Raw genomic sequence first — 22922 nt, 5'->3', positions numbered from 1 at the left:
GTTTGGGTGGATTGCTGCTCAGCGATCCATGATGACGGCCAGCATGTTGTAGTTGTAGGGATAGTTATCGCTCGTGTCTTCAAGAAAAGACTGGCTGAAAATGGGTACTTCCCCAATGGATAGCGCGTGGTGTTCCCAGAAAAACTCAACTTTGGGTGGGCGATGATTCAGGCGTTTTTGATGAGTGTATTGAAAAGCTGTTTTGATATGCACAGTCTGGCTGTAGTTGGTGTATATGGCCTGGGTGCTGAAAATGGTTTTTTTAATTCCGTGTTCGATGTTAATGCTTTGCGGTAACTGTGGATTGCCTTCAATCGTTATAAGTTGAGTGCTGAGTGGCATGATCCTGGAGGGGAATGCTGATGGAGTATCATCCATGCTGACATCGTCTCGCCAAAACACCGAGTCTGTGAAGTTGCTGAGAGTCAGGGTGAAAATAAGTTTGTTTTTCGATTGTATTTGCATATTTGATTGCTTGAAAGTGTGTGGAGTGCTGAAAGTAACCTCGCCCCAAGTTGTTGTGCAATGCAGATGTTGTTTCATTGGTTGAGCGTTCGCCAATTAAAAAGCCCCGGGTATTTCTACCAGGGGCTTTTTATATAGGCGGAGTTACATTGCTGGATAGTCGATATAACCGACCGGGCCCTTGCCGTAGAACAGCTCCGGACGCGCCTCGTTCAGCGGCGCATCGGCCTTCAAGCGAGCTGGCAAATCCGGGTTGGCAATGAACGGCACGCCGAAGGCGACCGCGTCAGCCTTGCCGCTGGCCAGCCAGGCGTTGGCGCTGTCCTTGGTGAAGCGTTCGTTGACGATGTACGGACCACCGAAGGCTTCCTTGATTTGTGGGCCGAGGCTGTCGGTGCCTTCTTTTTCGCGGGAGCAGATGAACGCGATGCCACGTTTGCCCAGTTCGCGAGCGACGTAGGTGAAGGTTTCGGCGAGGTTGTCGTCGCCCATGTCATGGGAGTCGGCACGCGGTGCCAGGTGCACACCAACGCGACCGGCGCCCCAGACTTCGATGGCGGCATCGGTCACTTCCAGCAGCAGGCGTGCACGGTTTTCCACGGAGCCGCCGTATTGGTCGGTGCGCTGGTTGGTGCTGCTTTGCAGGAACTGGTCGAGCAGGTAACCGTTGGCGCCGTGGATTTCCACGCCGTCAAAACCAGCGGCCTTGGCGTTTTCGGCACCGACGCGGTAAGCGTCGACGATGTCGGCGATTTCAGCGGTTTCCAGGGCGCGCGGCGTCGGGTAATCGGCCAGTGGGCGAACCAGGCTGACATGGCCTTTGGGCTGGATGGCGCTCGGTGCGACCGGTTTTTCGCCGTTCAGGTACGACTCGTGGGAAACCCGGCCGACGTGCCACAGTTGCAGGAATATCTTGCCGCCCGCGCCGTGGATCGCCTTGGTGACGTTAGTCCAGCCGCGCACTTGATCGTTGGACCAGATGCCCGGAGTGTCCGGGTAGCCGACGCCCATCGGCGTGACCGAGGTGGCTTCGCTGAGGATCAGGCCGGCCGAGGCGCGTTGAACGTAGTACTCGGCCATCAGCGCGTTCGGCACACGACCTTCGTCGGCGCGGCAGCGGGTCAGCGGAGCCATGATGATGCGGTTGGCCAACTCGAGGTCGCCCAGTTTGATCGGATCGAAAATAGTCGTCATGAAATGCACCCTCGTGAGGTATCAGTGAGTCAGTTGGTAGCAGGGGCCAGCTCGGGATTACCGCTCTGACGGAAAGTAATCAGGGTCACCAGCAGGGCGAGTACCGCCAGTGCGGCGGCCGCCAGTGGCACGCTGGTCAGGCCGTAGCCGTGGGCGATGACGCTGCCGCCGACCCAGGCACCGAGTGCGTTGCCGACGTTGAAGGCGCCGATGTTCAGGGTCGAGACCAGGTTCGGTGCAGCCTTGCCGTAGGTCACCACGTTCACTTGCAGGGCGGGCACGGCGGCAAAGCACGCGGTAGCCCAGAGGAACAGGGTGATTTCGGTCGGGATCAGCGCAACGCTGGTCCAGGTCAGTACGGTGGACACCACGGCCATGCTGATGAACACCCCTATCAGCGTCGCCGCCAGGCCTTTGTCGGCCAGTTTGCCGCCGATGATGTTGCCGACCGTCAGGCCCAGGCCGATGAGCATCAGCGTCCAGGTCACGCCGCGTGGCGAGACGCCGGTCACTTCGCCCAGCAGCGGGGCGACGTAGGTGAACAAGGTGAACACCGACGCGGCGAACAGCGCGGTCATGCTCAACGACAGCCAGATGCCGGCGCCTTTGAGGGCACGCAGCTCGGCGCGCATGTCGAGTTTCTCTTCATCGCGCTTGGCCGGCAGGAAACGGATCAGGCCGATCAAGGCGATTACGCCGATAACGGTCACCGCCCAGAATGTCGAGCGCCAGCCGGCTTGCTGACCCAGCGCGGTGCCCAGCGGCACGCCGAGGACGTTGGCCAGGGTCAGGCCGGTGAACATCAGGGCCACGGCCGAAGCGCGTTTGTTGGCTGGCACCAGGCCCGCAGCCACTACCGAACCGATACCGAAGAACGCACCGTGACAGAGGGCCGTCACCACTCGGGCGAACATCAGCACGTTGTAGTCACTGGCCACTGCGCAGAGCAGATTGCCGATGATGAATATCCCCATCAACGCCACCAGTGCGGCCTTGCGCGGCAGCCTGGCGGTGGCCAGTGCCATGAACGGCGCACCGATGGCCACGCCCAGGGCGTAACCGGTCACCAGCCAGCCGGCGCCGGGGATCGACACGCCGAGGTCAGCCGCCACATCGGGCAGCAGGCCCATGATGACGAACTCGGTGGTGCCGATGGCGAAGGCGCTCAAGGCCAGGATGAGGAGCGAGAGGGGCATTGTTGATTCCTTGTCGGCTTTAAGGGTCAGAGCTCTTTACTGAAGGTTTTGAGGAATTCCTGGATGGTTTCCTCGTTGCGTTTGAAAAAGTGCCACTGGCCGACTTTGCGGCTGCTGATCAGGCCGGCGCGTTGCAGGGTCGCCAGGTGTGCGGACACCGTGGACTGCGACAAACCGCACCGTTGATCGATCTGCCCGGCGCAGACGCCGTGCTCGTTGCTGTGGGTCTGGTCGGGAAATTCGACGTCCGGGTCTTTGAGCCAGTGCAGGATTTCTCGCCGTACTGGGTGTGCCAGGGCTTTTATTATTTCGTCGAGGTCGAGGTTCATGGCTTGGGGCTCGTGATGAGTAAAACGCTATATCGCGATGAGGCGAACTTTAAATCGGTATTTCGCGATATACCAATATGATTTTGATCTGATGACCGCGTAAATCGGTATATCGGGTTATAACGATATGAATGCCGCAGTGTTAAGCTGGGCGGCATGAACTATCTCGCACATCTTCACCTCGGTGGCCAGCGTCCCGGTCAATTGCTCGGCAGTCTGTATGGCGATTTCGTCAAAGGACGGCTGCAAGGGCAGTTTGACCCGGAGATCGAGGCGGCTATCCAGTTGCATCGCAGTATCGACGTGTTCACCGACCGCCATCCGATGGTGGACGTGGCGTTGTCGCGGTTTTCCCTGACCCGCCGGCGTTATGCCGGGATCGTGCTCGATGTGTTTTTTGACCATTGCCTGGCGCGGGACTGGACGCTGTATGCCGACCGGCCGCTGGCACTGTTCACCGGCGACGTGTACCGGGTGCTGTCCAATGAGCCGCAATTACCGGAACGGTTGGCGAGGATTGCGCCGCACATGGTGGCGAATGACTGGTTGGGTTCTTACCGGGAATTCGACGTGTTGGAGCAGGTACTGCGGGGGATTTCGCGGCGGTTGACCAGGCCTGAAGAACTGGCGGCGGCGATGCAGGAGCTGCGGGTGTTGTATGAGCCGTTGAGCGAGGATTTTCGGTTGTTCTACCCGCAGCTTCAGGATTTCGCCCAAAACTACCCGGCAACATAACCCCCTGTAGGAGCCGGCTTGCCGGCGATGGCGGTGTATCAGTCAGCATCTCTGTTGAATGTTATGCCGTCATCGCCAGCAAGCCGGCTCCTACAGGGGTATGTGTTCAGGCTGCGATGGCGGGGCGCATTGGCGCTTGCTGTTTTTCGGGAATCGCGCCAAACAACACCTTCTGCACCGCCTGCTGCGCTTCGAATGCCAGCGCCGCGCGTTCCCGGCCTTCACAGACAATCGGCTTGAGCAGATGAATCTCCACGTCGCCCCGGTCATTGGCAAACAAGCGCATCAGGTGCGAGAGCAAGTCATCATCGCCAATGAACGGCGCCAGCGAATCGATTTCACCCTCGCGCAGGTAACGAATCGCCAACGGTTGCAGCTTCGCTTGCGAATCAATCGCCGCCGACAGCAAGCGACCATGGAAGGTGCGCAATGAACGGCCATCGGTGGTGGTGCCTTCCGGGAACATCAGCAGCGGATGCGCTTGTTCCAGGTGGCGTGTCATCTGTTTGCGGATCAACTGACTGTCACCCGAACCACGGCGGATAAACAGGCTGCCGGCCTTGGCCGCCAACCAGCCCGCCACCGGCCAGGTGCGCACTTCGGCCTTGGACAGGAACGACATCGGCGTGAGCATGCCCAGCAGCGGAATGTCCGTCCAGGACACGTGGTTGCTGACCCAGAGCATCGGCTCCTTCGGCAACTCACCGTGCACGGTCACGCGAAAGGGCAGGGCATTCGCCAGGCGTGCCATGAAAAATCGCGACCAGCGCTGACGGCGGACCATCGAATGGGCGATGCCCAAACGCTCGAACAAACCGAAGACACTGGCCATGCTCAGCCCCAATGCCACCACGACCAACACTCGCGCAATCCGCGCGTACACCCGCAAGCGGCTCATTACACAGCCGCCTTGAAGTGCTTGGCGTAGCGCGGGCAGAGTTCGTCGCGTTTGAGCAGGATGAACACGTCGGCGACCTGGAAGTCTTCGTCCCAGCACGGCTCGCCGCAAATCTTCGCACCGAGGCGCATGTAGGCCTTGAGCAGCGGTGGCATTTCGGCGATGACGTTGGAGGGGATGTCCAGAACCGGCAACGGTTTTTTCGGTTCGGCGCGCAGGTTCTCGGTGCACAGGTAACGTTCGCGCAGACGCTGCATGATCGCGTGAGCCTGGATGCCGCCATCCTGCATCGGGATGCTCGCGCAACCCATCAAATAGCTGTAGCCGCCCTGGTTCAGGACTTCGGCCAGTTCACCCCAGAGCACCGCGATGGTGCCGCCGTTGCGGTAGGCCGGGTCGACACAGGTACGGCCGATTTCGAGGATCGGGCCTTTGAGTTGGATCAGGCCGTGCAGGCTGAATTCTTCTTCGCTGTAAAATTTGCCCAGGCTGCTGGCGGCGGTGTGATCGAGCAAACGGGTGGTTGCCACCAGGCGCCCGGTGTTCAGGTCACGCACGCCGATGTGGGCGCAGTGAACATCATAGTCATCCATGTCCAGACCCAGTTCCGCGCCTTTGAGCTTGGCGTTGAACTCGCCGCTGAACACGTTGAAGCGCAAAGCCTGGGCTTCCTGCAAGGCCTCGGCGCCCACCAGGCGTTCGGCTTGCAGGCGGCGTTCATTGCCGGTGTCGCTGATGCGGGCGATCTGAGTCATTGCGATTCTCCGTGCGGGCTGGTCACCCGTCTTGGGTTAGAGCCGATCGACTTTCTTTATGCGGCCGTGTTGTGCAAAGTCAGGCTATGTAGCCCCGGTGTCATCGCCATGAAGCTTTGGTGATGCTTATATGACAGCCCACAAGGAGCCTCTTATGCCCTGGCAAACCCTGTTGAAACGCCGCGATCGCTTACCCGCCAATCCGGACCTCGGCGAAGGCTTCGCGACCTTGTTGCAGCAGTTGGGCACGGTCACGCCGTTTGAGTTGGCAGTGGGCGGTGGACGCCTGATGGCGACACCGGGGCTGGCGTTTCTGGTGGGCTATCAGGCGGCATTGCGCATGCTGTGGCCGAGCGCGCCGCCGAGTCTTGGCGCGTTGTGCGCGACCGAGCAACGCAGCCTGCGGGTGGCGGACATGCAGACGCGCCTGAGCGAACTGCGTCTGAGCGGACGCAAGGATTTCGTGACCGCCGGCGATGCGGCCGACTGGCTGCTGATCGCCGCTCGCAGTGAAGCGCCTGGCGAGTCGCCGCGCCTGAGCCTGGCGGTGGTTTATCCCGGTGAGCCGGGTGTGCGTCTGGAAAAACTCCCGCCGATCCCACTGATGCCGGACATCAGTCATGGCCGGCTGCTTCTAGACCATGCCTTGTGTGAATTGCTGGCGGGGGATGGCTGGGACGCGTACGTCAAACCGTTCAGAACGCTGGAAGACGTCTATGTGTTGAGCGCGATGACGGCGTGGTTGTATGGCGTCGGCCAGGACAGCGACTGGCCGCAGGCCTTGCAGTTGCGTTTGCTGGCGCTGTTGGCCGGGTGTGCGGAAATGAGCCGTCAGGCGCCGAACAATCCGGCGGGGCATGTGTTGCTGGGCGGGTTGTTTGCGCAGTTCGACGGGTTGAAGGTTGAGGTGAACCAGGCATTGGCCGATGGTCCGCCGCAGTGGACGGCGATGTGGCAGCGGGATCAGGCGGTGATGGATTTGGCGGCGGGGGCGCGGGGCAAGCGGTTGGCCAAGGCGCTCGCTGGATCTTCAGTGAATTGACAGGCCCCATCGCTGGCAAGCCAGCTCCTACAGTGGTTTTGTGTCGATCACAGATCCCATGTAGGAGCTGGCTTGCCAGCGATGGCGGCCTCCTTGACGACACAAACTCCAAAACTGTCATCAACCTCAACTAGGCTCAGCAATCAAATCCGCCGAGCCCCCACCATGTTCAAAGGCTTGTCCCTGTTTTTCATGCTGCTGCTCAGCCTCTCGACCCAGGCCGAAACCTGGCCCGCCGAGCAATGGTCGTCTGGCCCGACCCCGAGCGGCCCGGCGCTGCAAGCCCTGGAAACCTACGCCTTCCCACCCCGTGATGACATCAGCCGAAAAGGCATCCGCACCGACGCCTTGCTGGTGATCCGCGACGGTCAGCTGATCTACGAACGCTACGCCGGCCCGACCAGCGCCGACACGCCGCACCTGACCTGGTCGATCAGCAAGAGCCTAATGGCCACGGTGCTCGGCGTAGCCTATGGCGAAGGCCTGTTCAAATTGCAGGACCCGGCGCTGAAGTTCTATCCACCGCTGGAAAAACACCCGGCGATCACCCTGGCCGATCTGCTGCACTGGGCCTCAGGCCTGGACTGGCAGGAAGACTATGAATACGCACCGTTGAAGTCCTCGGTGGTGGCGATGCTCTACACCCGCGGTCATCACGACATGGCCGCCTTCACCACCGATCACGCCGAGTACGCCAAGCCCGGTCAGGCTTTTCGCTATTCCAGCGGCGACAGCAATCTGTTGTCTGCGGCGCTGAAGAACATCGTCGGCCCGTCGCGTTATCCCGACTATCCATGGTCCGCGCTGTTCGAGCCGCTGGGGATTCGTCACGCGGTGTGGGAAACCGACGGCACGGGCACTTTCGTTGCCTCGTCCTATGCCTACCTCACCGCCCGCGACCTGGCGCGAGTCGGCCTGTTGATGGCGCGTGACGGCCGTTGGGGGGACCGGCAATTGCTGCCCAAAGACTGGGTCACCTTTAATCGCGAGCCCTTCGCCCACTATCAAGCGAATCAGGACGACGCGGTGCCGGGCGGTCAGTGGTGGCTCAATCGCGCCGTGGATGGCGCCGCACAACCCTGGCCCGATGCACCCCCCGACACCTTTGCCGCGCTCGGCCATTGGGGTCAGGCGATGTACGTGATCCCCAGCGAAAAACTGGTGATCGTGCGCTACGGCGACGACCGCGACGGTAGCTACAACCACAACGCATTGCTCAACCTTGCGCGCAAGGCATTCGCCGGGAAGGTGCAGCCATGAGCCGTCGCCCGTTTGTCCGCCGCCGACCGTTCAGTTCGCTGTTGTTGATCCTGCTGATCGCCTTGCTTGGCTGGGTCTGGCACGAGCGTGTGGCGCTATGGGCCTTCCCGGACATCATCAGCGCCTACACCGCCAAGGAATACTGCTCGTGCCGGTACGTGATGAACAACGACGCAGAGTATTGCCGTGGCTATGTGAAGCAGTGGCTGCCCTTTAGCGGTTTCACCGATGACGCCGCCGGCAAACGCGTGACAGTCAGCGGCATGGGTCGCAGCAACAGCGCGCAATGGATCGGCGAGCACCAAGGCTGCCGTCTGCAACCCTGACAGATCGTTTTTGTAGGAGCCGGCTTGGCGGCGATGGCGATCTCAGGGACGCCATCGCCAGCAACCCGGCTCCTACGGATTTGCGGTGTGCTCAAGAATTGAAGGTTCACGCCAAACCTGTAGGAGCCGGCTTGCCGGCGATGGCGATCTCCGGAACGCCATCGCCAGCAAGCCGGGCTCCTACGGATTTGCGGTGTGCTCAAGAATTGAAGACTCACGCCAAACCTGTAGGAGCCGGCTTGCTGGCGATAGCGATCTCCGGGACGCTATCGCCGGCAAGCCGGGCTCCTACAGGTGCCGTGTTTGGTCATCGCGGTTTGCAATGCGCTCGCGGGCGGTTAAGGTTCGCTCAGGTTTATCTGCCCCACGAGTCTTTATGTTCAAGCGGTCCCTCACCAAAACCCTCGCCTTTGTGCTGCTGGCCAGCGCTACTTTGTCGGCTCAGGCCAATTGGTACCTGGACGGCGAATCCTCGCGGCTGTCATTTGTCAGCACCAAAAACGCCAATGTTTCCGAAGTGCAGCGCTTCCTGGTGCTGCATGGCAAGGTCAGTCCCAAAGGCCTGGCCGAGGTGGAAGTCGAGCTGGAATCGGTGAACAGCGGCATCCCCTTGCGCGACGAACGCATGCGCAAGGAGCTGTTCGAGATCCAGACCTTTCCCGAAGCGTTGATCACTGCGCAGATTGATTTGCGCCCGATCAACGACCTCGCCCCCGGCGCGCAACTCGAACTGCGCTTGCCGGTCACCGTCAACCTCCACGGCAAAACCCACGCATACAACGCCGAGTTGTTGGCGACTCGCCTCGATGACCGGCGCTTTCAGGTGGTGACGCTCGAACCGCTGGTGATCAACGCCGAGGATTTTGATCTGGCGCCGGGGCTGGACAGCTTGCGCAAGGTCGCCGGGTTGTCGGCCATCAGTCTGTCGGTGCCGGTGGGTGCGGTGCTGATTTTCACGGCGCGCTGACATGGCCGGCGCGATTTTTCCCTGGCGTGAAGGCAACAGCTTCGAACTGCTGATCGACGGTCCGCAGTTCTTTCCGCGGATGTTGGTCGCGATTGCGCGCGCCGAGGAACAAGTTGAACTGGAGCTGTACCTGGTGGAGGCGGGCGCGTGTGCCGAGGCCATGGTTCAGGCACTGGTCCAGGCCGCCGAGCGTGGCGTGCGGGTGCGCTGCCTGTTCGATGATTACGGCAGCCTCGCGTTTACCCTGACCTTGCGTCAGCGGCTGATGGCGGCCGGCGTAGAGCTGCGCTTCTACAACCGCCTGAGCTGGCGACGCTGGGTCGGCAATTTCTACCGCGATCATCGCAAGCTGTTGCTGGTCGATCAGAGCATGGCTGTGGTCGGTGGCACCGGTGTCACCGATGAGTTCTGGACGCCGGGCGAAGACGCCAGCGAATGGCACGAAGTGATGGTGGAAATCACCGGTCCTCTGGTGATCGATTGGCAGTTGCTGTTCGATCGCCAATGGATCGCCAATCGCCATCGCCGCGCGTGGAAACCTGCCTCGCATTTCGGTTTGCCACGATTGCCACGTGTGCCGCCGATGGGCGAGGGCATGGGCCGGGTCGCGTATGCCGACGCCCGCCAACACCGCGACATCCTGCAATCGCTGGTTCGTGCGCTGAACAGCGGGCAAAAGCGAATCTGGCTGGCCACCCCGTATTTCCTGCCGACCTGGAAAGTCCGCCGCTCGTTGCGCCGGGCGGCTGGCCGAGGCGTCGATGTACGGCTGTTGTTGACCGGGCCGCGCACCGATCACCCGTCGGTGCGTTATGCCGGGCATCGTTACTACCCGCGATTGCTCAAGGCCGGGGTGCAGATCTTCGAATACCAGCCGTGTTTCCTGCACCTGAAAATGGTGCTGGTCGATGATTGGGTGAGCATTGGCTCATGCAATTTCGATCACTGGAATTTGCGATTCAACCTGGAAGCCAACCTTGAAGCGCTGGACCCGGGGCTGACGCATGCGGTGGCGGCGAGTTTCGAGAATGACTTTGCGCTGAGCCAGGAGGTGAGCCTGGAAGCCTGGCAACGCCGACCGCTATGGCGGCGGGTCAAGCAGAGGATTTGGGGATGGGTGGATCGGCTGGTGGTGAATCTGCTGGATCGCCGGGGCTGATCCCGCTCTTCTGAACACCACAAACCACTGTGGGAGCGAGCCTGCTCGCGATGGCGGTGTGTCAGTCAACATCAAGGCTGAATGACACACCGCCATCGCGAGCAGGCTCGCTCCCACAGTTTTATTGCGGTGTTCCAGGGGTTACAGGAGTTCGAAGCTCTGCTGCGTCACGTCCTGGGAATCCAGGCCGATCTGCACGTTGAACTTGCCTGGCTCCGCTGCGTACTTCAACTGAGCGTTGAAGAACTTCAGGTCATCCTCGGTGATGGTGAAGTGCACGACTTTCTGTTCGCCGGCCTTGAGCGTGATTTTCTGGAAGTTCTTCAGTTCCTTCAGTGGCCGGATCATCGAGCCGGTCACGTCCTGGATGTACAGCTGCACCACGGTTTCGCCGTCGCGCTTGCCGGTGTTTTTCACCATGACGCTGGCGTCGAGCTTGCCGGTCTTGTTCAGCGTGGTCGATGACAGGGCCATGCCGGTCAGGCTGAAATCGGTGTAGCTCAGACCGAAGCCGAACGGGAACAGGGGCCCGGTGGTGTCATCGAAATACTGCGAGGTGTAGTTGCCCGGTTTGCCCGGCGTGAACGGCCGGCCAATGCTCAGGTGGTTGTAATAGGTCGGAATCTGACCCACCGAACGCGGGAAGGTGATCGGCAGTTTGCCCGACGGGTTGTAGTCGCCGAACAAAACGTCGGCGATGGCGTTGCCGCCTTCGGTGCCGCTGAACCAGGTTTCCAGAATCGCGTCAGCCTGTTCCTTCTCCTGGAGAATCGACAGCGGACGTCCGTTCATCAACACCAGCACCAGTGGTTTTCCTGTGGCCTTCAAGGCGCGAATCAGTTCACGCTGGTTTTCCGGAATATTCAGGTCGGTACGGCTGGAGGACTCGTGGGACATGCCACGGGATTCGCCCACGGCTGCCACCACCACATCGGCATCCTTGGCGGCTTTCACCGCTTCGTCGATCAGCACTTGCGCCGAGCGCGGGTCATCGACCACTTCCGGTGCGTCGAAGTTGAGGAAGTTCAGGTAATCCAGCGCCTTCTTGTCGCTGGTGATGTTGGCGCCACGGGCGTAGATCAGCGTCGACTGCGCACCGAGTGCGGTGGTCATACCGTCGAACAGTGTCACCGATTGCGCAGGGCGACCGTTGGCGGCCCAACTGCCCATCATGTCGATCGGTGCCTTGGCCAACGGACCGACCAGCATGATTTTCGCGGTTTTCTTCAGCGGCAGGGTTTCGCCTTGGTTCTTCAGCAACACCAGGCTGCGGCGCGCAACGTCGCGCGCCTCGGCGCGGTGCAGGCGGCTGTCGGCGTTAGTGTCGACCGGATCATCTTCAGCCTTGCCGATGCGCAGGTACGGGTCCTTGAACAGGCCCATTTCGTACTTGGCATCGAGCACCGCTCGCACAGCATTATCGATGTCGCTCTGCTGGATCTCGCCGGCCTTGAGCAGCCCTGGCAGCTCCTTGCCGTAGAGCGTGTCGTTCATGCTCATATGAATGCCGGCCTTGATCGCCAGCTTCGCGGCTTCGCGACCGTCAGCGGCAACGCCGTGCTTGATCAGCTCGAAAATCGCCCCATGGTCGCTGACCGCCAGGCCTTTGAAGCCCCAGTCCTTGCGCAACAGGTCGTTCATCAGCCAGGTGTTGGCGGTGGCCGGTATGCCGTTGATTGAGTTCAACGCGACCATGACCCCGCCGGCCCCGGCGTCAATCGCGGCGCGGTACGGTGGCAGGTAATCCTGGTACATCTTGACCGGGCTCATGTCGACGACGTTGTAGTCGCGACCGCCCTCGACCGCGCCATACAAGGCGAAGTGCTTGACGCTGGCCATGATACTGTCGGCCGCGTTCGCGCCGGCGCCCTGGAATGCCTTGACCATCACGCCGGCGATGCGCGACACCAGATAGGTGTCTTCACCGAAGCCTTCGGAAGTACGGCCCCAGCGCGGGTCACGGGAGATGTCGACCATCGGCGCAAAAGTGAGGTCGACGCCGTCCGACGAAGCTTCCTTGGCGGCGATGCGCCCGGACAGGCCAATGGCGTCCATGTCCCAGCTCGAGGCCAAGGCGATAGGGATCGGGAAAATCGTGCGGTGGCCGTGGATCACGTCGTAGGCGAAGAACATCGGGATCTTCAACCGGCTACGCATCGCCGCGTCCTGCATCGGACGGTTTTCCGGGCGGGTGATCGAGTTGAACGTACCGCCGATGTTACCGGCGGCAATTTCCTTGCGGATCATCTCCCGAGGCATTTCCGGACCGATGCTGATCAGGCGCAACTGGCCGATTTTTTCATCGAGGGTCATCTGCTTCATCAGGTTGCTGATGAAAGCGTCCTTGTTTTCCAGAGGTGTGGGCGTCGTGGCGGCCAATACGTTATGACTGGCCAGGCTGACGAACAGGCCCAGCAAACACAGCTTCTTCATGAATGGTTTTCTCAAAAGCCCAAACGGCAGTGAATACGCGCCGGTCAGCCAAAATTTAGGGAGCGACTATTGTTGTTCAAGTAAATGCGGGCACACTTGCGCAGTGTTTTCGCGCAGGGGCATCTTTTAGCCCATTGGCTCGATGCAATCCAGTAGCGGCGGCAGATTATGCCCGAAGTGTCCGGTCAGGAGGTTGCTGGTTGTTTTTTCAACGGAATGTGCACGGGAGCGTCAACCAGATGAATGTACGACATCACACTCGGTCGAGCCTGCAGGTCGCAGCCTTGATGTTGCTGACCACGTTGCTGGCCGGTTGCGGCATCAACAATATTCCGACCCTCGACGAACAGGCCAAGGCCGCCTGGGGCCAGGTGCAAAACCAGTACCAGCGCCGCGCCGACCTGATCCCCAACCTGGTGGAAACCGTCAAGGGCTATGCGAAACACGAAGAGGAAACCCTGACTGCGGTGATCGAAGCCCGGGCCAAGGCGACGTCCATTCAGGTGGATGCCAGCACCCTCGACAACCCCGAGAAACTCAAGCAGTTCCAGCAGGCGCAGGATCAGTTGACCGGTGCCTTGAGCCGTTTGATGGTGGTGTCCGAGCGTTATCCGGACCTCAAGGCCAACCAGAATTTTCTGGCGTTGCAATCGCAACTGGAAGGCACCGAGAATCGCATCGCCGTGGCGCGTCGCGATTTCATTCTCGCGGTGCAGAACTACAACACCGAAATCCGCACCTTCCCGGGCCGCTTGTGGCACACCGTGATGTACAGCGACTTGCCGATCCGCGAAACCTTTGAAGCCACCACCCCCGGTGCCGAGAAAGCGCCTGAAGTGAAGTTCTGACCGGCTAGAAGCATTACCACGGATGAGGTTGCCAATGCGCGTGTTGAATGTGGGCCTGGCGCTGTTGCTTTGGGTGTTTGCTGCCACGGCCCAGGCCGAGCTGAAGTTTCCGGAGCTGACCGGGCGGGTGGTGGACAACGCCGGGATGATCGAGCCGTCGGTGCGCGAGCAGCTGACGCAACAGCTCAATGCCCATGAAAAGGCCACCGGCGAGCAGTTGGTGGTGGTGACGTTGCCGGACTTGCAGGGCGCCGAGATTGCCGACTTCGGTTATCAACTCGGGCGCCATTGGGGCATCGGCCAGAAGGACAAGAACAATGGCGCGCTGCTGATCGTTGCGCGCGATGAGCGCAAGCTGCGGATTGAAGTCGGTTATGGCCTGGAAGATCGCCTGACCGATGCGCAGAGTTCGGTGATCATCCATCAGGTGATCACCCCGGCGTTCAAGGCCGGTAACTTCAGCAAGGGCATCAGCGACGGGGTCGCGGCGATGCTGGTGGTGTTGGGCGGCAGCCCGCTGGATGAACCGTCGACTATTTATGAGTCGGGCGGCGATCAGGACGGGGATTTTGTTTCCCGACACCCGGGGATTTTCGTGTTTCTGGTGGTGCTGTTCATCCTGACGATATTCGTCTTGCAGATGTTCGGGATTCTGCCGGCGGGTCGAGGCGGGTCGGGCGGTTCGAGTGGTGGTTTCGGCGGTGGAGGTTTTGGCGGTGGCGGTGGTGGAGGCGGGGGCTTCAGCGGCGGCGGTGGCAGTTTCGGGGGCGGCGGTTCGTCGGGCGGCTGGTGATAACAATAATGAACGAGCACTTCAAGACATGGCATTACTGACTGAACACGAACAACGCAAAGTCGCCGAGGCAATCGCCCGGGTCGAGCGCGACACCGATGCCGAACTGGTCACGGTGCTTGCAGCCCGCGCCGACGACTATGCGTACATCCCGCTGCTGTGGGCCAGCCTGCTGGCGCTGGTGGTGCCGGGTGTCGTGCATTATTTGACCGGCTGGCTGACCATGCACAGCCTGCTGCTGGTGCAATGGCTCACCTTCATCGTGCTGTGCCTGGTGTTCCGCATTCCGAAAGTCACCACGCACCTGATTCCGCGCTCGGTGCGTCATTGGCGCGCCTCGAACCTGGCGCGTCGGCAGTTCCTGGAGCAAAACCTGCACCACACCGTTGGCAGCACCGGCATGCTGATTTTCGTTTGCGAGGCCGAGCGCTATGTGGAAATTCTGGTGGACGAAGGGATTTCCAAACGGTTGGACAACAAGAACTGGGACGCCATCGTGGCGGCGTTCACCCAGCAGGTGAAACAGGGGCAGACGTTGCAGGGTTTTGTCACGTGCGTCGAAGCCTGCGGTGAGCTGCTCAAGGTGCATGTGCCGGTGACGCATGTGCGCAATGAGCTGCCGAACCGGTTGGTGGTTCTAGGCTGACGCGGCCCCCCTGTAGGAGCGAGCCTGCTCGCGAAAAACGTACAGGCTCCGCGTTGATCCAGACAGCACGCGTTATCGTTGACGACCATCGCCGGCAAGCCGGCCTCGCTCCCACAGGGGAATGCGTTCACATGCTGAACCGTTCGGGAAATTAGCCGTGCCCTGAACGGCCATCCCCCCTAAAATACCCGCCATTCCCGATTCGCTCCGCCCGAGGCCGTTTTTTCCATGTCCGTCACAGCCACTCCCGCCAGCCTCGCGCCGGATCACCACGCCCAGTTCATCGACCTGCTGCAAACCAGCCTCGACGCCAATGCCTTCATCAAACTGGTGCTGGCCAAGTACGTCGGCACCGAAGCGGATCTGCAACGGCTGATCATCAAGCAACTGACGGTCAAGGATCAGTCTTGCCTGTCCTTCGTCTATCGCTACAAAACCCGCGACATCACCAAAAACCTGCCGCTGGCCGAGGGCGTGGCGACCATCGCCGCGTTGCTGCCGGCCTCGTTCAAAAATGCGCATTTGTTGTCGCTGACCGACGAAGCCCAGCTCGAATACAGCAAAAAGGGCAAGTCTTCGCTGTTCAAGAGCAAACCTCAGCAATTGCGTGAAGTGCCGTCCTCCGAGCACAACCGCGAGAAAAACCGCTTCCTCGACCTCAGTCGACCGTTCCTCGCCGACCTCGGTGTGACCAACAGCAAGCACGAGCTGATCCCGGCGATGTCGCGCAAGTGGAAGCAGATCAACAAGTTCATCGAAGTCTTCAGCCATGCCCTGACCACCTCGCCGCTGGCGCTGGACAAACCGGTGCGGGTCGCGGATTTCGGTTCGGGCAAGGGCTACCTGACGTTCGCGATCCACGACTATTTGCGCAACACCTTGAACGCCGAAGGCGAAGTGACCGGCGTCGAGCTGCGTGAAGAAATGGTCAACTTGTGCAACGCCGCCGCCGCGAAACTGGAACACCCGGGGCTGGTGTTCAAGTGCGGTGACGTGCGCAGTGTGGCGCCGAGCGAGCTGGACGTGATGATCGCGCTGCATGCCTGCGACATCGCCACTGATTATGCGATCCACACCGGCATTCGTTCCGGCGCGTCGATCATCATGTGCTCGCCGTGCTGCCACAAGCAGATCCGCCTGCAAATCCAGAGCCCGGCACTGCTCAAGCCGATGCTGCAATACGGTTTGCACCTGGGTCAGCAAGCGGAAATGGTCACCGACAGTTTGCGTGCGTTGTTCCTTGAAGCCTGCGGCTATGAAACCAAGGTCTTCGAGTTCATCTCACTGGACCACACCAACAAGAACAAGATGATCCTGGCGGTCAAGCGCGCCGAGCCGGTGGACCCGGCGCAGCTGTTGGTGAAGATTCAGGAGCTGAAGGATTTCTACCACATCACCGAACATTGCCTGGAAACCCTGCTGCGCGCCGACAACTACCTCTGAAACACCGCATGACCTGTAGGAGCCGGCTTGCTGGCGATGGCATCTCCGCGGTGCATCTGACAGACCGCGGTGATGCCATCGCCAGCAAGCCGGCTCCTACAAAGGTATGTGTCCGTTCGGGTTATGCAGTGGCAATACGTGCGGGTTTGACCGCGGTTTTGCGTCCGAGCATCACGGTAACAATCACCCCGGCAGCAAACAGCCAGGTGATCGGCTCGATGTGTTCACCGAAGAACATCGCCGAAAACGCGATGGTGAAGAAGATCTGCAACAGCTGGATCTGACTGACCCGGGCAATGCCACCCATGGCCAGCCCGGCGTACCAGGCGAAGAAGCCGATGAACTGCGAGAACAGCGAAACATAACCAAAGGCCCACCAAGTCTTGGCTGAAATTTCGCCCTGGTGTTGCAGCGCCAGGTACACCACCGGTCCGATCAACAGCGGCGTGGACAGCACCAGCGCCCAGCAGATCACCTGCCAGCCACCCATCTCCTTGGCCAAGCGCCCCCCTTCGGCATACCCCAGACCGCCCACGGCAATCGCGCCGAGCATCAGCAAATCACCGGCCTGAATGCTCCCGGCACCGCTGATCAACGCGTAACCCAGCACCAGCGCACTGCCCAGCGCGGCGCAGGCCCAGAAGGCTTTCGACGGGCGTTCGTGGGACAACCACGCGGCGTACAGCGCCACGCACAAGGGCTGCAGACCGTTGACCAGTGCGCCGTGGGACGCGGGCAAGGTTTGCATCGCCCAGGCGGACAAAACCGGGAAGCCGAGGATCACGCCGGCGATCACCAGCGTCAGGCCTTTGACCTGTTTCCAGGTCGGCCATTTTTCCCTGCGCCACAGCAACAACAGCGCCGCCGGAATCGCCGCGAACAACGCACGGCCGAGGCCGTTGAGCAACGGATGGAGTTCCTGCACGACGATCCGTGTGAAGGGCAGGGTCAGGCTGAAAATCACAACGCCGAGCAGGCCGAGGGCCATGCCGGTGTTTTCGCGCGTGGACATGATGGGAACCAGAATTCAGGGTGGCGGGGAGGTGACTTCATCTAGCCATAAACCGTGCGGGGTGCGGTGCTACAGCTAGGCGCAGAGTTATCCGTACAGTTTGAGGGCCCCATCGCGAGCAGGCTCGCTCCCACATTTGGAATGCGTTCCCCTGTGGGAGCGAGCCTGCTCGCGATGAACGATAACGTGGTCTTCAAGTAGTAGCTGGTTATTACCCGCCCCTCTGGATAACGACTACCTTGAATACTCCTGCCTATTTCCCAGAGGAGTCCTCCCCATGGCTGCCAAGAAAATCCTGATGCTGGTCGGCGATTACGTCGAAGACTACGAAGTGATGGTGCCGTTCCAGGCATTGCTGATGGTCGGCCACACGGTGCACGCGGTGTGTCCGGACAAATCCGCCGGCCAGACCGTGCGCACGGCGATCCACGACTTCGAAGGCGACCAGACCTACAGCGAAAAGCCCGGTCATCTGTTTGCCTTGAACTTCGATTTTGCCAAGGTCGCTGAAGCCGACTACGACGCGCTGCTGATCCCCGGCGGTCGTGCCCCGGAATACCTGCGCCTGAACGAAAAAGTCCTGGAGCTGGTGCGTGCCTTCGACAAGGCCGGCAAGCCGATCGCCGCCGTGTGCCACGGTGCGCAATTGCTGGCGGCGGCAGGCATTCTGGAAGGTCGCGAGTGCAGCGCCTACCCGGCTTGCGCACCTGAAGTGCGCTTGGCCGGCGGTACGTTTATCGATATCCCGGTGACGGAAGGTCACGTTCAAGGCAATCTGGCCACTGCTCCGGCCTGGCCGGCCCACCCTAGCTGGCTCGCCGGTTTCCTCGGGTTGCTGGGTACCAAAATCACGCTGTAACGAGGGACTTTTTCATGTGCGAGCTCTACGTCAAGGCCGACCCGATTCTCTACGAATCGCGCTCCCGCTCGCTGCGCATCTGCGGGGTGGTCACCACCCTGCGGCTGGAGAATCAGTTCTGGGACATCCTCAGCGAAATCGCCGAGGTCGACGGCATGACCACCAACCAGTTGATCGCCAAGCTGTATGAAGAGGTGATGGATTACCGCGGGGAAGTGGTGAATTTTGCTTCGTTCTTGCGGGTGAGTTGTACGCGGTATTTGTCGCAACGGCGGGTGCAGGCGCCGGAGTTGTCAGTGGTTCGTGCTGCGGTGAAATAGCGTAGACCGTGTCGATCCATTCGCGGGCAAGCCTCGCTCCTACAGGGGAACGCGTTCCTGTAGGAGCGAGCGGTGCGACGATTCGACTTGCCCGCGAAGAGGCCGGTTCAGGCGACAAAAATCCATGGCTGGTCTTTACTCTGAAGCGCGAAACCCCTCAATCGCCAAGGAGAAAAATTATGTCTGGATGGTATGAGTTGAGCAAAACCAGCAACGGCCAGTTTCGCTTCGTGCTGAAAGCGGCGAATGCCGAAACCATTCTGAACAGCGAGCACTACACCACCCGCAGCGCCGCCGAAAACGGCATCGCCTCAGTGCAGAAGAACAGCCCGCTGGATGAGCGCTACGAGAAAAAGACTACCAAGGATGGCCATCCGTATTTCAACCTCAAGGCCGCCAACCACGAGATCATCGGCAGCAGCGAGGCCTATTCTTCCGAGGCCGCGCGTGAGAAAGGCATCGCCAGCGTGAAGACCAACGGCCCGACCACCGTGATCAAGGACAAGACCTTGCCGGTGCTCTAAAAACCACACAAAACCCTGTAGGAGCCGGCTTGCTGGCGATCGCGGAGGGTCAGTCGATAAAGAAGTTGACTGACCCACCGCGATCGCCAGCAAGCCGGCTCCTACAGGTTTGGTGATCAGCGCAACGCGTTCAACAAGCCTTGAAGCTGACTCAGCCCAGCCTCACCGAGAGGAAACACCGGCAACCGTGGATCCCCCACTTCCAGCCCGGTCGCACGCAAACCGGCCTTGATCGTTGCCGGCAACCCACCCTTCAAAATGAAGTCCAGCAACGGCAACTGGCGATAGAACAGTTCACGCGCCTTGCTCAGATCGTTGGCCAATACCGCTTCATACAAATCGAGATTGAGCTGCGCAATCAGGTTCGGCGCCGCCGTGCACCAGCCTTTCGCCCCGGCGGCAAACGCCTCCAGTGCCAGCGGATTGCAGCCGTTGTAGAACGGCACCTGACCTTCGCCGAGCCGTTGCAATTGGTGCATGCGCTGGATGTCGCCGGTGCTCTCCTTGACCATGGTTACGTTGTCCACGGCGTTGACGATGCGCAGGATCAGGTCGACCGACATGTCCGTGCCGCTGGTGGCCGGGTTGTTGTAGAGCATGATCGGTACGCCGATGCTGTCGCCGATGGCGCGGTAATGGGCGAGGATTTCCGCCTCGCTGAGTTTCCAGTAAGACGTCGGCAAGACCATCACCACGTCGGCGCCATGGGCTTCGGCGAAACGTGCGCGGCGCACCGCTTTGGCGGTGGTCAGGTCGGATACGCTGACGATGGTCGGCACCCGTTTGGCCACGTGCTTGATGCTGAACTCGCTGACCTGGTCCCACTCCGCGTCGCTCAGGTATGCGCCTTCGCCGGTGCTGCCCAGCGGCGCGATCGAGTGGACGCCGCCATCGATCAAGCGGTCGATGGAACGCCCGAGCGCATCGAGATCAACGCCTTCGCCATTGGCGGTGAACGGGGTGATGGTGTAGCCGATGATGCCGTGAGTCGTTGGGGTCGACATGGCGACGCTCCTCTTGAAAATGCGTGGGTTCAGTTCAGGCAATCGGCGTGTTGGCGCAGGTTCTGCCGAGCGTAGTAGTTGAACGCAGCGCCATGGCGCTTGGGTTTCGAGATCCAGTCGTGGGCTTCACGGCCCAGTTCCGGAATGATCGGCTTGATGGTCCCGGCGCTCATGGCCAACAGTTGCAGCTTCGCGGCGCGTTCGATCAGTTGCGCAATCACACAGGCTTCTTCGATGCTCGTGCCAGTGGACAATTGGCCGTGGTGCGACAGCAGGACCGCGCGCTTGTCGCCGAGGGCGCCGGCAATCAGTTCGCCTTCTTCGTTACCGACCGGCACACCCGGCCAGCCTTCGAGAAACGCGCAATCGTCGTAGAGCGGGCAGAGGTCCATGTGGGAAATCTGCAGCGGCACTTCGAGCATCGACAGCGCTGCGACGTGCGTCGGGTGCGTGTGGATGATGCAATTCACGTCCGGCCGGGCGCGGTACACCCAACTGTGGAAACGGTTGGCCGGGTTGGGCATGCCGTGGCCTTCAAGCACTTCCAGGTCTTCGTTGACCAGCAACAGGTTGCTGGCGGTGATTTCGTCGAAACCCAGGCCCAGTTGTTGAGTGTAGTAAGTGCCGGGCTGTGGGCCACGGGAGGTGATCTGCCCGGCCAGGCCGGAGTCGTGGCCGTGCTCGAACAGAATGCGGCAGGTCAGGGCCAGCTTTTGCCGGTCGGTCCACGTATTATCTGCCAGGGTATTTTGCATCTGGGTCAGCGCTTGCTTGACCAGTTGCTCTTTGGGTAATGCTAAGGTCTTGGCCATATCGGTGTCCTTTGGGTGGTTCAATGGACGTCGGATTTGCCGTTCACTCGTTGCTCGCAAGGCCTTGGTGAATGCAAATGACACAAATGATGCTATATGACACTTTGTGTCATTGGCAAGGATGAATCGTTGCCTCCTCGATGGATTAATCGTTCTGCATGTCTATCCGTTTGAAATTACTGAGAAAAAAACTGGGCGTGACGCTCGAGGCCCTGGCTGAAAAATCCGGGATGACCAAGAGCTATCTGTCGAAAGTCGAGCGCGGGTTGAATACGCCGTCCATCGCGGCTGCGCTGAAACTGGCCAAGGCGCTGAACGTCAAGGTCGAGGAATTGTTCTCCGAAGACAGCGTCAGCCTCGACAGCTACAGCCTGGTGCGTAGCCATGAACGTCAGTCGCTGGCGGCCAATGATGAGAGCCCCGGCTATGCGGTGCTGGCGCATCAGGTGAGTGAGCGCAGTCTGCTGCCGTTCATCATTTATCCGCCGTTCGAATTCGCGGACAAAACCTTCAAGGAACACGTGGGGGAGGAGTTTCTGTTTGTCCATGAAGGGCAGGTGGAAGTGGACTTCATGAACGAGCGCGTGCTGCTAGAGCGCGGTGATGCGCTGCACTTCAATGCGCAGAAACCGCACCGGATCCGCTCAGTGGGCGAGGTTCAGGCGCAATTGCTGGTGGTGGTGCATAGCGCAGAAGAGTGAGCTGCATAACACCGCGCACCCCGGTAGGAGCCGGCTTGCTGGCGATTGCGTCCGATCAGGCGATAAATGCGTCGACTGACCCACCGCCATCGCCAGCAAGCCGGCTCCTACAAAATCGGTGTTACACCTCGACGGGAACGGTGAGCTTGGGACTTCCAAGCGCATGCGTCTTCGAATCAAAAAACCGCAGCTCTGATCCGGTCCCCTCAAACACCTTCGCGTAATGCCGCTTCTGATGCTGGATAAACGCCTTGCTGCGCGGATAAATCGAAATCGCGACCACCTTGGGTTTCGCCTGGCGCAGCGCATGAATGATGTGGCTGTCCTGCTCACCCAGCGCATGCCCAAAGACGCACAACCCCTCGGCATGCCCCAATAACTGCTCATAGCAAAACGACAGATAATCCGAGTTGCGGATGGTCTTGAGCTTGTCTGCGCTCGGCCCTTCGTTCACAAACAGCGGCACGTCATCCAGCGTCTTGATCGTGTTGTTGATCGCAAAACTGCCCAGCAGCGTGCCTTCGGTCGACATCAGTTTGCGCGCCGTGCCGTCCTGATTGCGCACCAGATGCAAACCGCCGTGCAGGTACAGCAGACGGGTTTTATCGGTCGTCGTGGCGCTCAAATCAAACCCCGGCTCGGCACCCTGGAACAGGTCGGTGATCGCATCCGGCTGGTGTTGGATCGCCCAGTAGTTGAGCAAGTCGTAATTGGTGGTGAACACCGTCCGGTAACGGCCCAGTTCCTGATTGATCGTCGTCAGTGTCGAAGGCACCACCAGTCGCCACGGGATGTGCACCGCGTGCACGGTGTTGATCAGCGCTTCCTTGATCGCGTAGTAGCGATTGCGCGGCGCGGCGGAGCTGACGGCCAGGGCCTTGTTCACCCGGCTGGTGGTTTTCAGCGCACCCAGCACCTGCTCGAAACTGCGCGTTTGCATCGCGTCGAACACGCTGAGCTCGGACTGGCTCAGGGGTTTTTCTTCGACGGTGCGGGCGTTTTCGAACAGCGAGTCGTAGCCGAAATCGTCCCAGACCGCGCGGCTGGCGCCGTTGCCCACCAGCAGGCCGCTGATCGAGGCGGTGGCGCGCAGGGCGTTCCAGTCTTCAAGTTGGGCATCGACATCCTGGAAATCGGTCATTGCGGTCGTCGTCTCAAAAAGCAAAAGGTCGGATGGGCGGCGACTTTATCACGACCCGGA

The 22922-nt window shown here is 60.4% G+C and carries 25 protein-coding genes; 14 read left to right on the top strand and 11 right to left on the bottom strand.

Translation table 11 applies throughout. The features are described 5' to 3' along the window. Positions 1–18 precede the first annotated feature (18 nt). From IB254_RS27710 to IB254_RS27695, 4 genes are all read right to left on the bottom strand, one after another. Positions 19–543 (bottom strand): hypothetical protein, encoded by a 525-nt coding sequence (locus IB254_RS27710; RefSeq protein ID WP_225602528.1) that lies wholly within the window; start codon positions 541–543, stop codon positions 19–21. 66 nt (positions 544–609) lie between these two features. After that, positions 610–1659: an alkene reductase gene (locus IB254_RS27705; protein WP_008025674.1), complete on the bottom strand. Its 1050-nt coding sequence runs from the start codon at positions 1657–1659 to the stop codon at positions 610–612. Between the two features lie 29 nt (positions 1660–1688). Next, the gene (locus IB254_RS27700) at positions 1689–2855 is read right to left on the bottom strand and encodes an MFS transporter (RefSeq protein ID WP_008025675.1); all 1167 of its coding nucleotides are present in this window, start codon (positions 2853–2855) and stop codon (positions 1689–1691) included. A 26-nt stretch (positions 2856–2881) separates the two neighbouring features. Continuing rightward, complete coding sequence (locus IB254_RS27695) at positions 2882–3184, bottom strand: ArsR/SmtB family transcription factor (protein ID WP_008025677.1); 303 nt, start codon at positions 3182–3184, stop codon at positions 2882–2884. 156 nt (positions 3185–3340) lie between these two features. On the opposite strand from IB254_RS27695, the gene IB254_RS27690 reads away from it, so the two are divergent. Further along, a complete protein-coding gene (locus IB254_RS27690; RefSeq protein WP_192420615.1) occupies positions 3341–3919 on the top strand; it encodes an ACP phosphodiesterase in 579 nt (192 codons plus the stop codon). A 106-nt stretch (positions 3920–4025) separates the two neighbouring features. Here IB254_RS27690 and IB254_RS27685 read toward each other — a convergent pair whose 3' ends face one another. Together IB254_RS27685 and olsB are read right to left on the bottom strand one after the other, a co-directional pair. Continuing rightward, the gene (locus IB254_RS27685; RefSeq protein WP_192420613.1) at positions 4026–4817 is read right to left on the bottom strand and encodes a lysophospholipid acyltransferase family protein; all 792 of its coding nucleotides are present in this window, start codon (positions 4815–4817) and stop codon (positions 4026–4028) included. After that, the gene (gene olsB, locus IB254_RS27680) at positions 4817–5572 is read right to left on the bottom strand and encodes an L-ornithine N(alpha)-acyltransferase (RefSeq protein WP_008025682.1); all 756 of its coding nucleotides are present in this window, start codon (positions 5570–5572) and stop codon (positions 4817–4819) included. Before olsB ends, IB254_RS27685 begins: the two co-directional genes overlap by 1 nt. Before the next feature lie 154 nt (positions 5573–5726). Here olsB and IB254_RS27675 point away from each other — a divergent pair, with 154 nt between their 5' ends. From IB254_RS27675 to IB254_RS27655, 5 genes are all read left to right on the top strand, one after another. After that, positions 5727–6614 (top strand): acyl-CoA dehydrogenase, encoded by an 888-nt coding sequence (locus tag IB254_RS27675; protein WP_192420611.1) that lies wholly within the window; start codon positions 5727–5729, stop codon positions 6612–6614. Between the two features lie 165 nt (positions 6615–6779). Next, positions 6780–7874, top strand: a complete 1095-nt coding sequence (locus tag IB254_RS27670) for a serine hydrolase domain-containing protein (protein ID WP_192420609.1) — start codon at positions 6780–6782, stop codon at positions 7872–7874. Next, positions 7871–8200, top strand: coding sequence for an amidase (locus tag IB254_RS27665; protein ID WP_192420608.1), 330 nt, complete (start codon positions 7871–7873; stop codon positions 8198–8200). Before IB254_RS27670 ends, IB254_RS27665 begins: the two co-directional genes overlap by 4 nt. 376 nt (positions 8201–8576) lie before the next feature. Beyond that, the gene (locus tag IB254_RS27660; protein ID WP_192420606.1) at positions 8577–9167 is read left to right on the top strand and encodes a YceI family protein; all 591 of its coding nucleotides are present in this window, start codon (positions 8577–8579) and stop codon (positions 9165–9167) included. Between the two features lies 1 nt (position 9168). Next, on the top strand, positions 9169–10326 hold the full coding sequence (locus tag IB254_RS27655) for a phospholipase D-like domain-containing protein (protein WP_192420604.1): 1158 nt from the start codon (positions 9169–9171) through the stop codon (positions 10324–10326). Positions 10327–10467: 141 nt separating this feature from the next. Here the strand turns inward: IB254_RS27655 and bglX are convergent, their stop codons facing one another. After that, on the bottom strand, positions 10468–12759 hold the full coding sequence (gene bglX / locus IB254_RS27650; protein ID WP_192420602.1) for a beta-glucosidase BglX: 2292 nt from the start codon (positions 12757–12759) through the stop codon (positions 10468–10470). A 239-nt stretch (positions 12760–12998) separates the two neighbouring features. On the opposite strand from bglX, the gene IB254_RS27645 reads away from it, so the two are divergent. The 4 genes from IB254_RS27645 to IB254_RS27630 all read left to right on the top strand — a co-directional run bounded on the left by IB254_RS27645 (position 12999) and on the right by IB254_RS27630 (position 16489). Next, the gene (locus IB254_RS27645; RefSeq protein ID WP_008025694.1) at positions 12999–13607 is read left to right on the top strand and encodes a LemA family protein; all 609 of its coding nucleotides are present in this window, start codon (positions 12999–13001) and stop codon (positions 13605–13607) included. A gap of 34 nt (positions 13608–13641) precedes the next feature. After that, entirely contained in the window at positions 13642–14400 is a 759-nt protein-coding gene (locus IB254_RS29710; protein ID WP_192420600.1) for a TPM domain-containing protein, read from the top strand. Positions 14401–14428: 28 nt separating this feature from the next. Then, positions 14429–15046 (top strand): TPM domain-containing protein, encoded by a 618-nt coding sequence (locus IB254_RS27635; RefSeq protein WP_008025698.1) that lies wholly within the window; start codon positions 14429–14431, stop codon positions 15044–15046. Positions 15047–15274: 228 nt separating this feature from the next. Next, a complete protein-coding gene (locus tag IB254_RS27630; protein WP_192420598.1) occupies positions 15275–16489 on the top strand; it encodes a class I SAM-dependent methyltransferase in 1215 nt (404 codons plus the stop codon). A 121-nt stretch (positions 16490–16610) separates the two neighbouring features. Here IB254_RS27630 and IB254_RS27625 read toward each other — a convergent pair whose 3' ends face one another. Further along, positions 16611–17501 (bottom strand): DMT family transporter, encoded by an 891-nt coding sequence (locus IB254_RS27625; RefSeq protein WP_008039499.1) that lies wholly within the window; start codon positions 17499–17501, stop codon positions 16611–16613. 277 nt (positions 17502–17778) lie between these two features. Between IB254_RS27625 and IB254_RS27620 the strand changes: the two genes are divergently transcribed. From IB254_RS27620 to IB254_RS27610, 3 genes are all read left to right on the top strand, one after another. Next, a complete protein-coding gene (locus IB254_RS27620; protein ID WP_192420596.1) occupies positions 17779–18360 on the top strand; it encodes a DJ-1/PfpI family protein in 582 nt (193 codons plus the stop codon). 14 nt (positions 18361–18374) lie between these two features. Continuing rightward, the gene (locus tag IB254_RS27615) at positions 18375–18680 is read left to right on the top strand and encodes a ribbon-helix-helix domain-containing protein (RefSeq protein ID WP_008152951.1); all 306 of its coding nucleotides are present in this window, start codon (positions 18375–18377) and stop codon (positions 18678–18680) included. A 179-nt stretch (positions 18681–18859) separates the two neighbouring features. After that, a complete protein-coding gene (locus IB254_RS27610; RefSeq protein WP_008025708.1) occupies positions 18860–19204 on the top strand; it encodes a YegP family protein in 345 nt (114 codons plus the stop codon). A 116-nt stretch (positions 19205–19320) separates the two neighbouring features. Here the strand turns inward: IB254_RS27610 and IB254_RS27605 are convergent, their stop codons facing one another. Further along, positions 19321–20208 carry a dihydrodipicolinate synthase family protein gene (locus IB254_RS27605; protein WP_192420594.1) on the bottom strand — a complete coding sequence of 296 codons (888 nt, stop codon included), beginning with the start codon at positions 20206–20208 and terminating at the stop codon, positions 19321–19323. 29 nt (positions 20209–20237) lie between these two features. After that, on the bottom strand, positions 20238–21020 hold the full coding sequence (locus tag IB254_RS27600) for an aldolase (protein WP_192420592.1): 783 nt from the start codon (positions 21018–21020) through the stop codon (positions 20238–20240). A 158-nt stretch (positions 21021–21178) separates the two neighbouring features. Here IB254_RS27600 and IB254_RS27595 point away from each other — a divergent pair, with 158 nt between their 5' ends. After that, entirely contained in the window at positions 21179–21721 is a 543-nt protein-coding gene (locus IB254_RS27595; RefSeq protein ID WP_008039507.1) for a helix-turn-helix domain-containing protein, read from the top strand. A 121-nt stretch (positions 21722–21842) separates the two neighbouring features. Here the strand turns inward: IB254_RS27595 and IB254_RS27590 are convergent, their stop codons facing one another. Next, positions 21843–22862 (bottom strand): DUF4917 family protein, encoded by a 1020-nt coding sequence (locus IB254_RS27590; protein WP_192420590.1) that lies wholly within the window; start codon positions 22860–22862, stop codon positions 21843–21845. Positions 22863–22922: the final 60 nt, after the last annotated feature.

Origin of the sequence: Pseudomonas sp. PDM03 (assembly GCF_014852385.1) — a bacterium.
Classification (GTDB): Bacteria; Pseudomonadota; Gammaproteobacteria; order Pseudomonadales; family Pseudomonadaceae; genus Aquipseudomonas; species Aquipseudomonas migulae.
This window is presented reverse-complemented; position numbering and strand designations above follow the sequence as displayed.

What these genes read in the sequence shown, in the direction of transcription:
- IB254_RS27665 (WP_192420608.1), top strand. Translation starts at nt 7,871, where the DNA reads ATGAGCCGTCGCCCGTTTGTCCGCCGCCGACCGTTCAGTTCGCTGTTG.
- IB254_RS27710 (WP_225602528.1), bottom strand. Translation starts at nt 543, where the DNA reads ATGAAACAACATCTGCATTGCACAACAACTTGGGGCGAGGTTACTTTC.
- IB254_RS27700 (WP_008025675.1), bottom strand. Translation starts at nt 2,855, where the DNA reads ATGCCCCTCTCGCTCCTCATCCTGGCCTTGAGCGCCTTCGCCATCGGC.
- IB254_RS27645 (WP_008025694.1), top strand. Translation starts at nt 12,999, where the DNA reads ATGAATGTACGACATCACACTCGGTCGAGCCTGCAGGTCGCAGCCTTG.
- IB254_RS27605 (WP_192420594.1), bottom strand. Translation starts at nt 20,208, where the DNA reads ATGTCGACCCCAACGACTCACGGCATCATCGGCTACACCATCACCCCG.
- bglX (WP_192420602.1), bottom strand. Translation starts at nt 12,759, where the DNA reads ATGAAGAAGCTGTGTTTGCTGGGCCTGTTCGTCAGCCTGGCCAGTCAT.
- IB254_RS27660 (WP_192420606.1), top strand. Translation starts at nt 8,577, where the DNA reads ATGTTCAAGCGGTCCCTCACCAAAACCCTCGCCTTTGTGCTGCTGGCC.
- IB254_RS27670 (WP_192420609.1), top strand. Translation starts at nt 6,780, where the DNA reads ATGTTCAAAGGCTTGTCCCTGTTTTTCATGCTGCTGCTCAGCCTCTCG.
- IB254_RS27635 (WP_008025698.1), top strand. Translation starts at nt 14,429, where the DNA reads ATGGCATTACTGACTGAACACGAACAACGCAAAGTCGCCGAGGCAATC.
- IB254_RS27595 (WP_008039507.1), top strand. Translation starts at nt 21,179, where the DNA reads ATGTCTATCCGTTTGAAATTACTGAGAAAAAAACTGGGCGTGACGCTC.
- IB254_RS27685 (WP_192420613.1), bottom strand. Translation starts at nt 4,817, where the DNA reads ATGAGCCGCTTGCGGGTGTACGCGCGGATTGCGCGAGTGTTGGTCGTG.
- IB254_RS27675 (WP_192420611.1), top strand. Translation starts at nt 5,727, where the DNA reads ATGCCCTGGCAAACCCTGTTGAAACGCCGCGATCGCTTACCCGCCAAT.
- IB254_RS29710 (WP_192420600.1), top strand. Translation starts at nt 13,642, where the DNA reads ATGCGCGTGTTGAATGTGGGCCTGGCGCTGTTGCTTTGGGTGTTTGCT.
- IB254_RS27690 (WP_192420615.1), top strand. Translation starts at nt 3,341, where the DNA reads ATGAACTATCTCGCACATCTTCACCTCGGTGGCCAGCGTCCCGGTCAA.
- IB254_RS27620 (WP_192420596.1), top strand. Translation starts at nt 17,779, where the DNA reads ATGGCTGCCAAGAAAATCCTGATGCTGGTCGGCGATTACGTCGAAGAC.
- IB254_RS27615 (WP_008152951.1), top strand. Translation starts at nt 18,375, where the DNA reads ATGTGCGAGCTCTACGTCAAGGCCGACCCGATTCTCTACGAATCGCGC.
- IB254_RS27655 (WP_192420604.1), top strand. Translation starts at nt 9,169, where the DNA reads ATGGCCGGCGCGATTTTTCCCTGGCGTGAAGGCAACAGCTTCGAACTG.
- IB254_RS27705 (WP_008025674.1), bottom strand. Translation starts at nt 1,659, where the DNA reads ATGACGACTATTTTCGATCCGATCAAACTGGGCGACCTCGAGTTGGCC.
- olsB (WP_008025682.1), bottom strand. Translation starts at nt 5,572, where the DNA reads ATGACTCAGATCGCCCGCATCAGCGACACCGGCAATGAACGCCGCCTG.
- IB254_RS27695 (WP_008025677.1), bottom strand. Translation starts at nt 3,184, where the DNA reads ATGAACCTCGACCTCGACGAAATAATAAAAGCCCTGGCACACCCAGTA.
- IB254_RS27610 (WP_008025708.1), top strand. Translation starts at nt 18,860, where the DNA reads ATGTCTGGATGGTATGAGTTGAGCAAAACCAGCAACGGCCAGTTTCGC.
- IB254_RS27630 (WP_192420598.1), top strand. Translation starts at nt 15,275, where the DNA reads ATGTCCGTCACAGCCACTCCCGCCAGCCTCGCGCCGGATCACCACGCC.
- IB254_RS27600 (WP_192420592.1), bottom strand. Translation starts at nt 21,020, where the DNA reads ATGGCCAAGACCTTAGCATTACCCAAAGAGCAACTGGTCAAGCAAGCG.
- IB254_RS27590 (WP_192420590.1), bottom strand. Translation starts at nt 22,862, where the DNA reads ATGACCGATTTCCAGGATGTCGATGCCCAACTTGAAGACTGGAACGCC.
- IB254_RS27625 (WP_008039499.1), bottom strand. Translation starts at nt 17,501, where the DNA reads ATGTCCACGCGCGAAAACACCGGCATGGCCCTCGGCCTGCTCGGCGTT.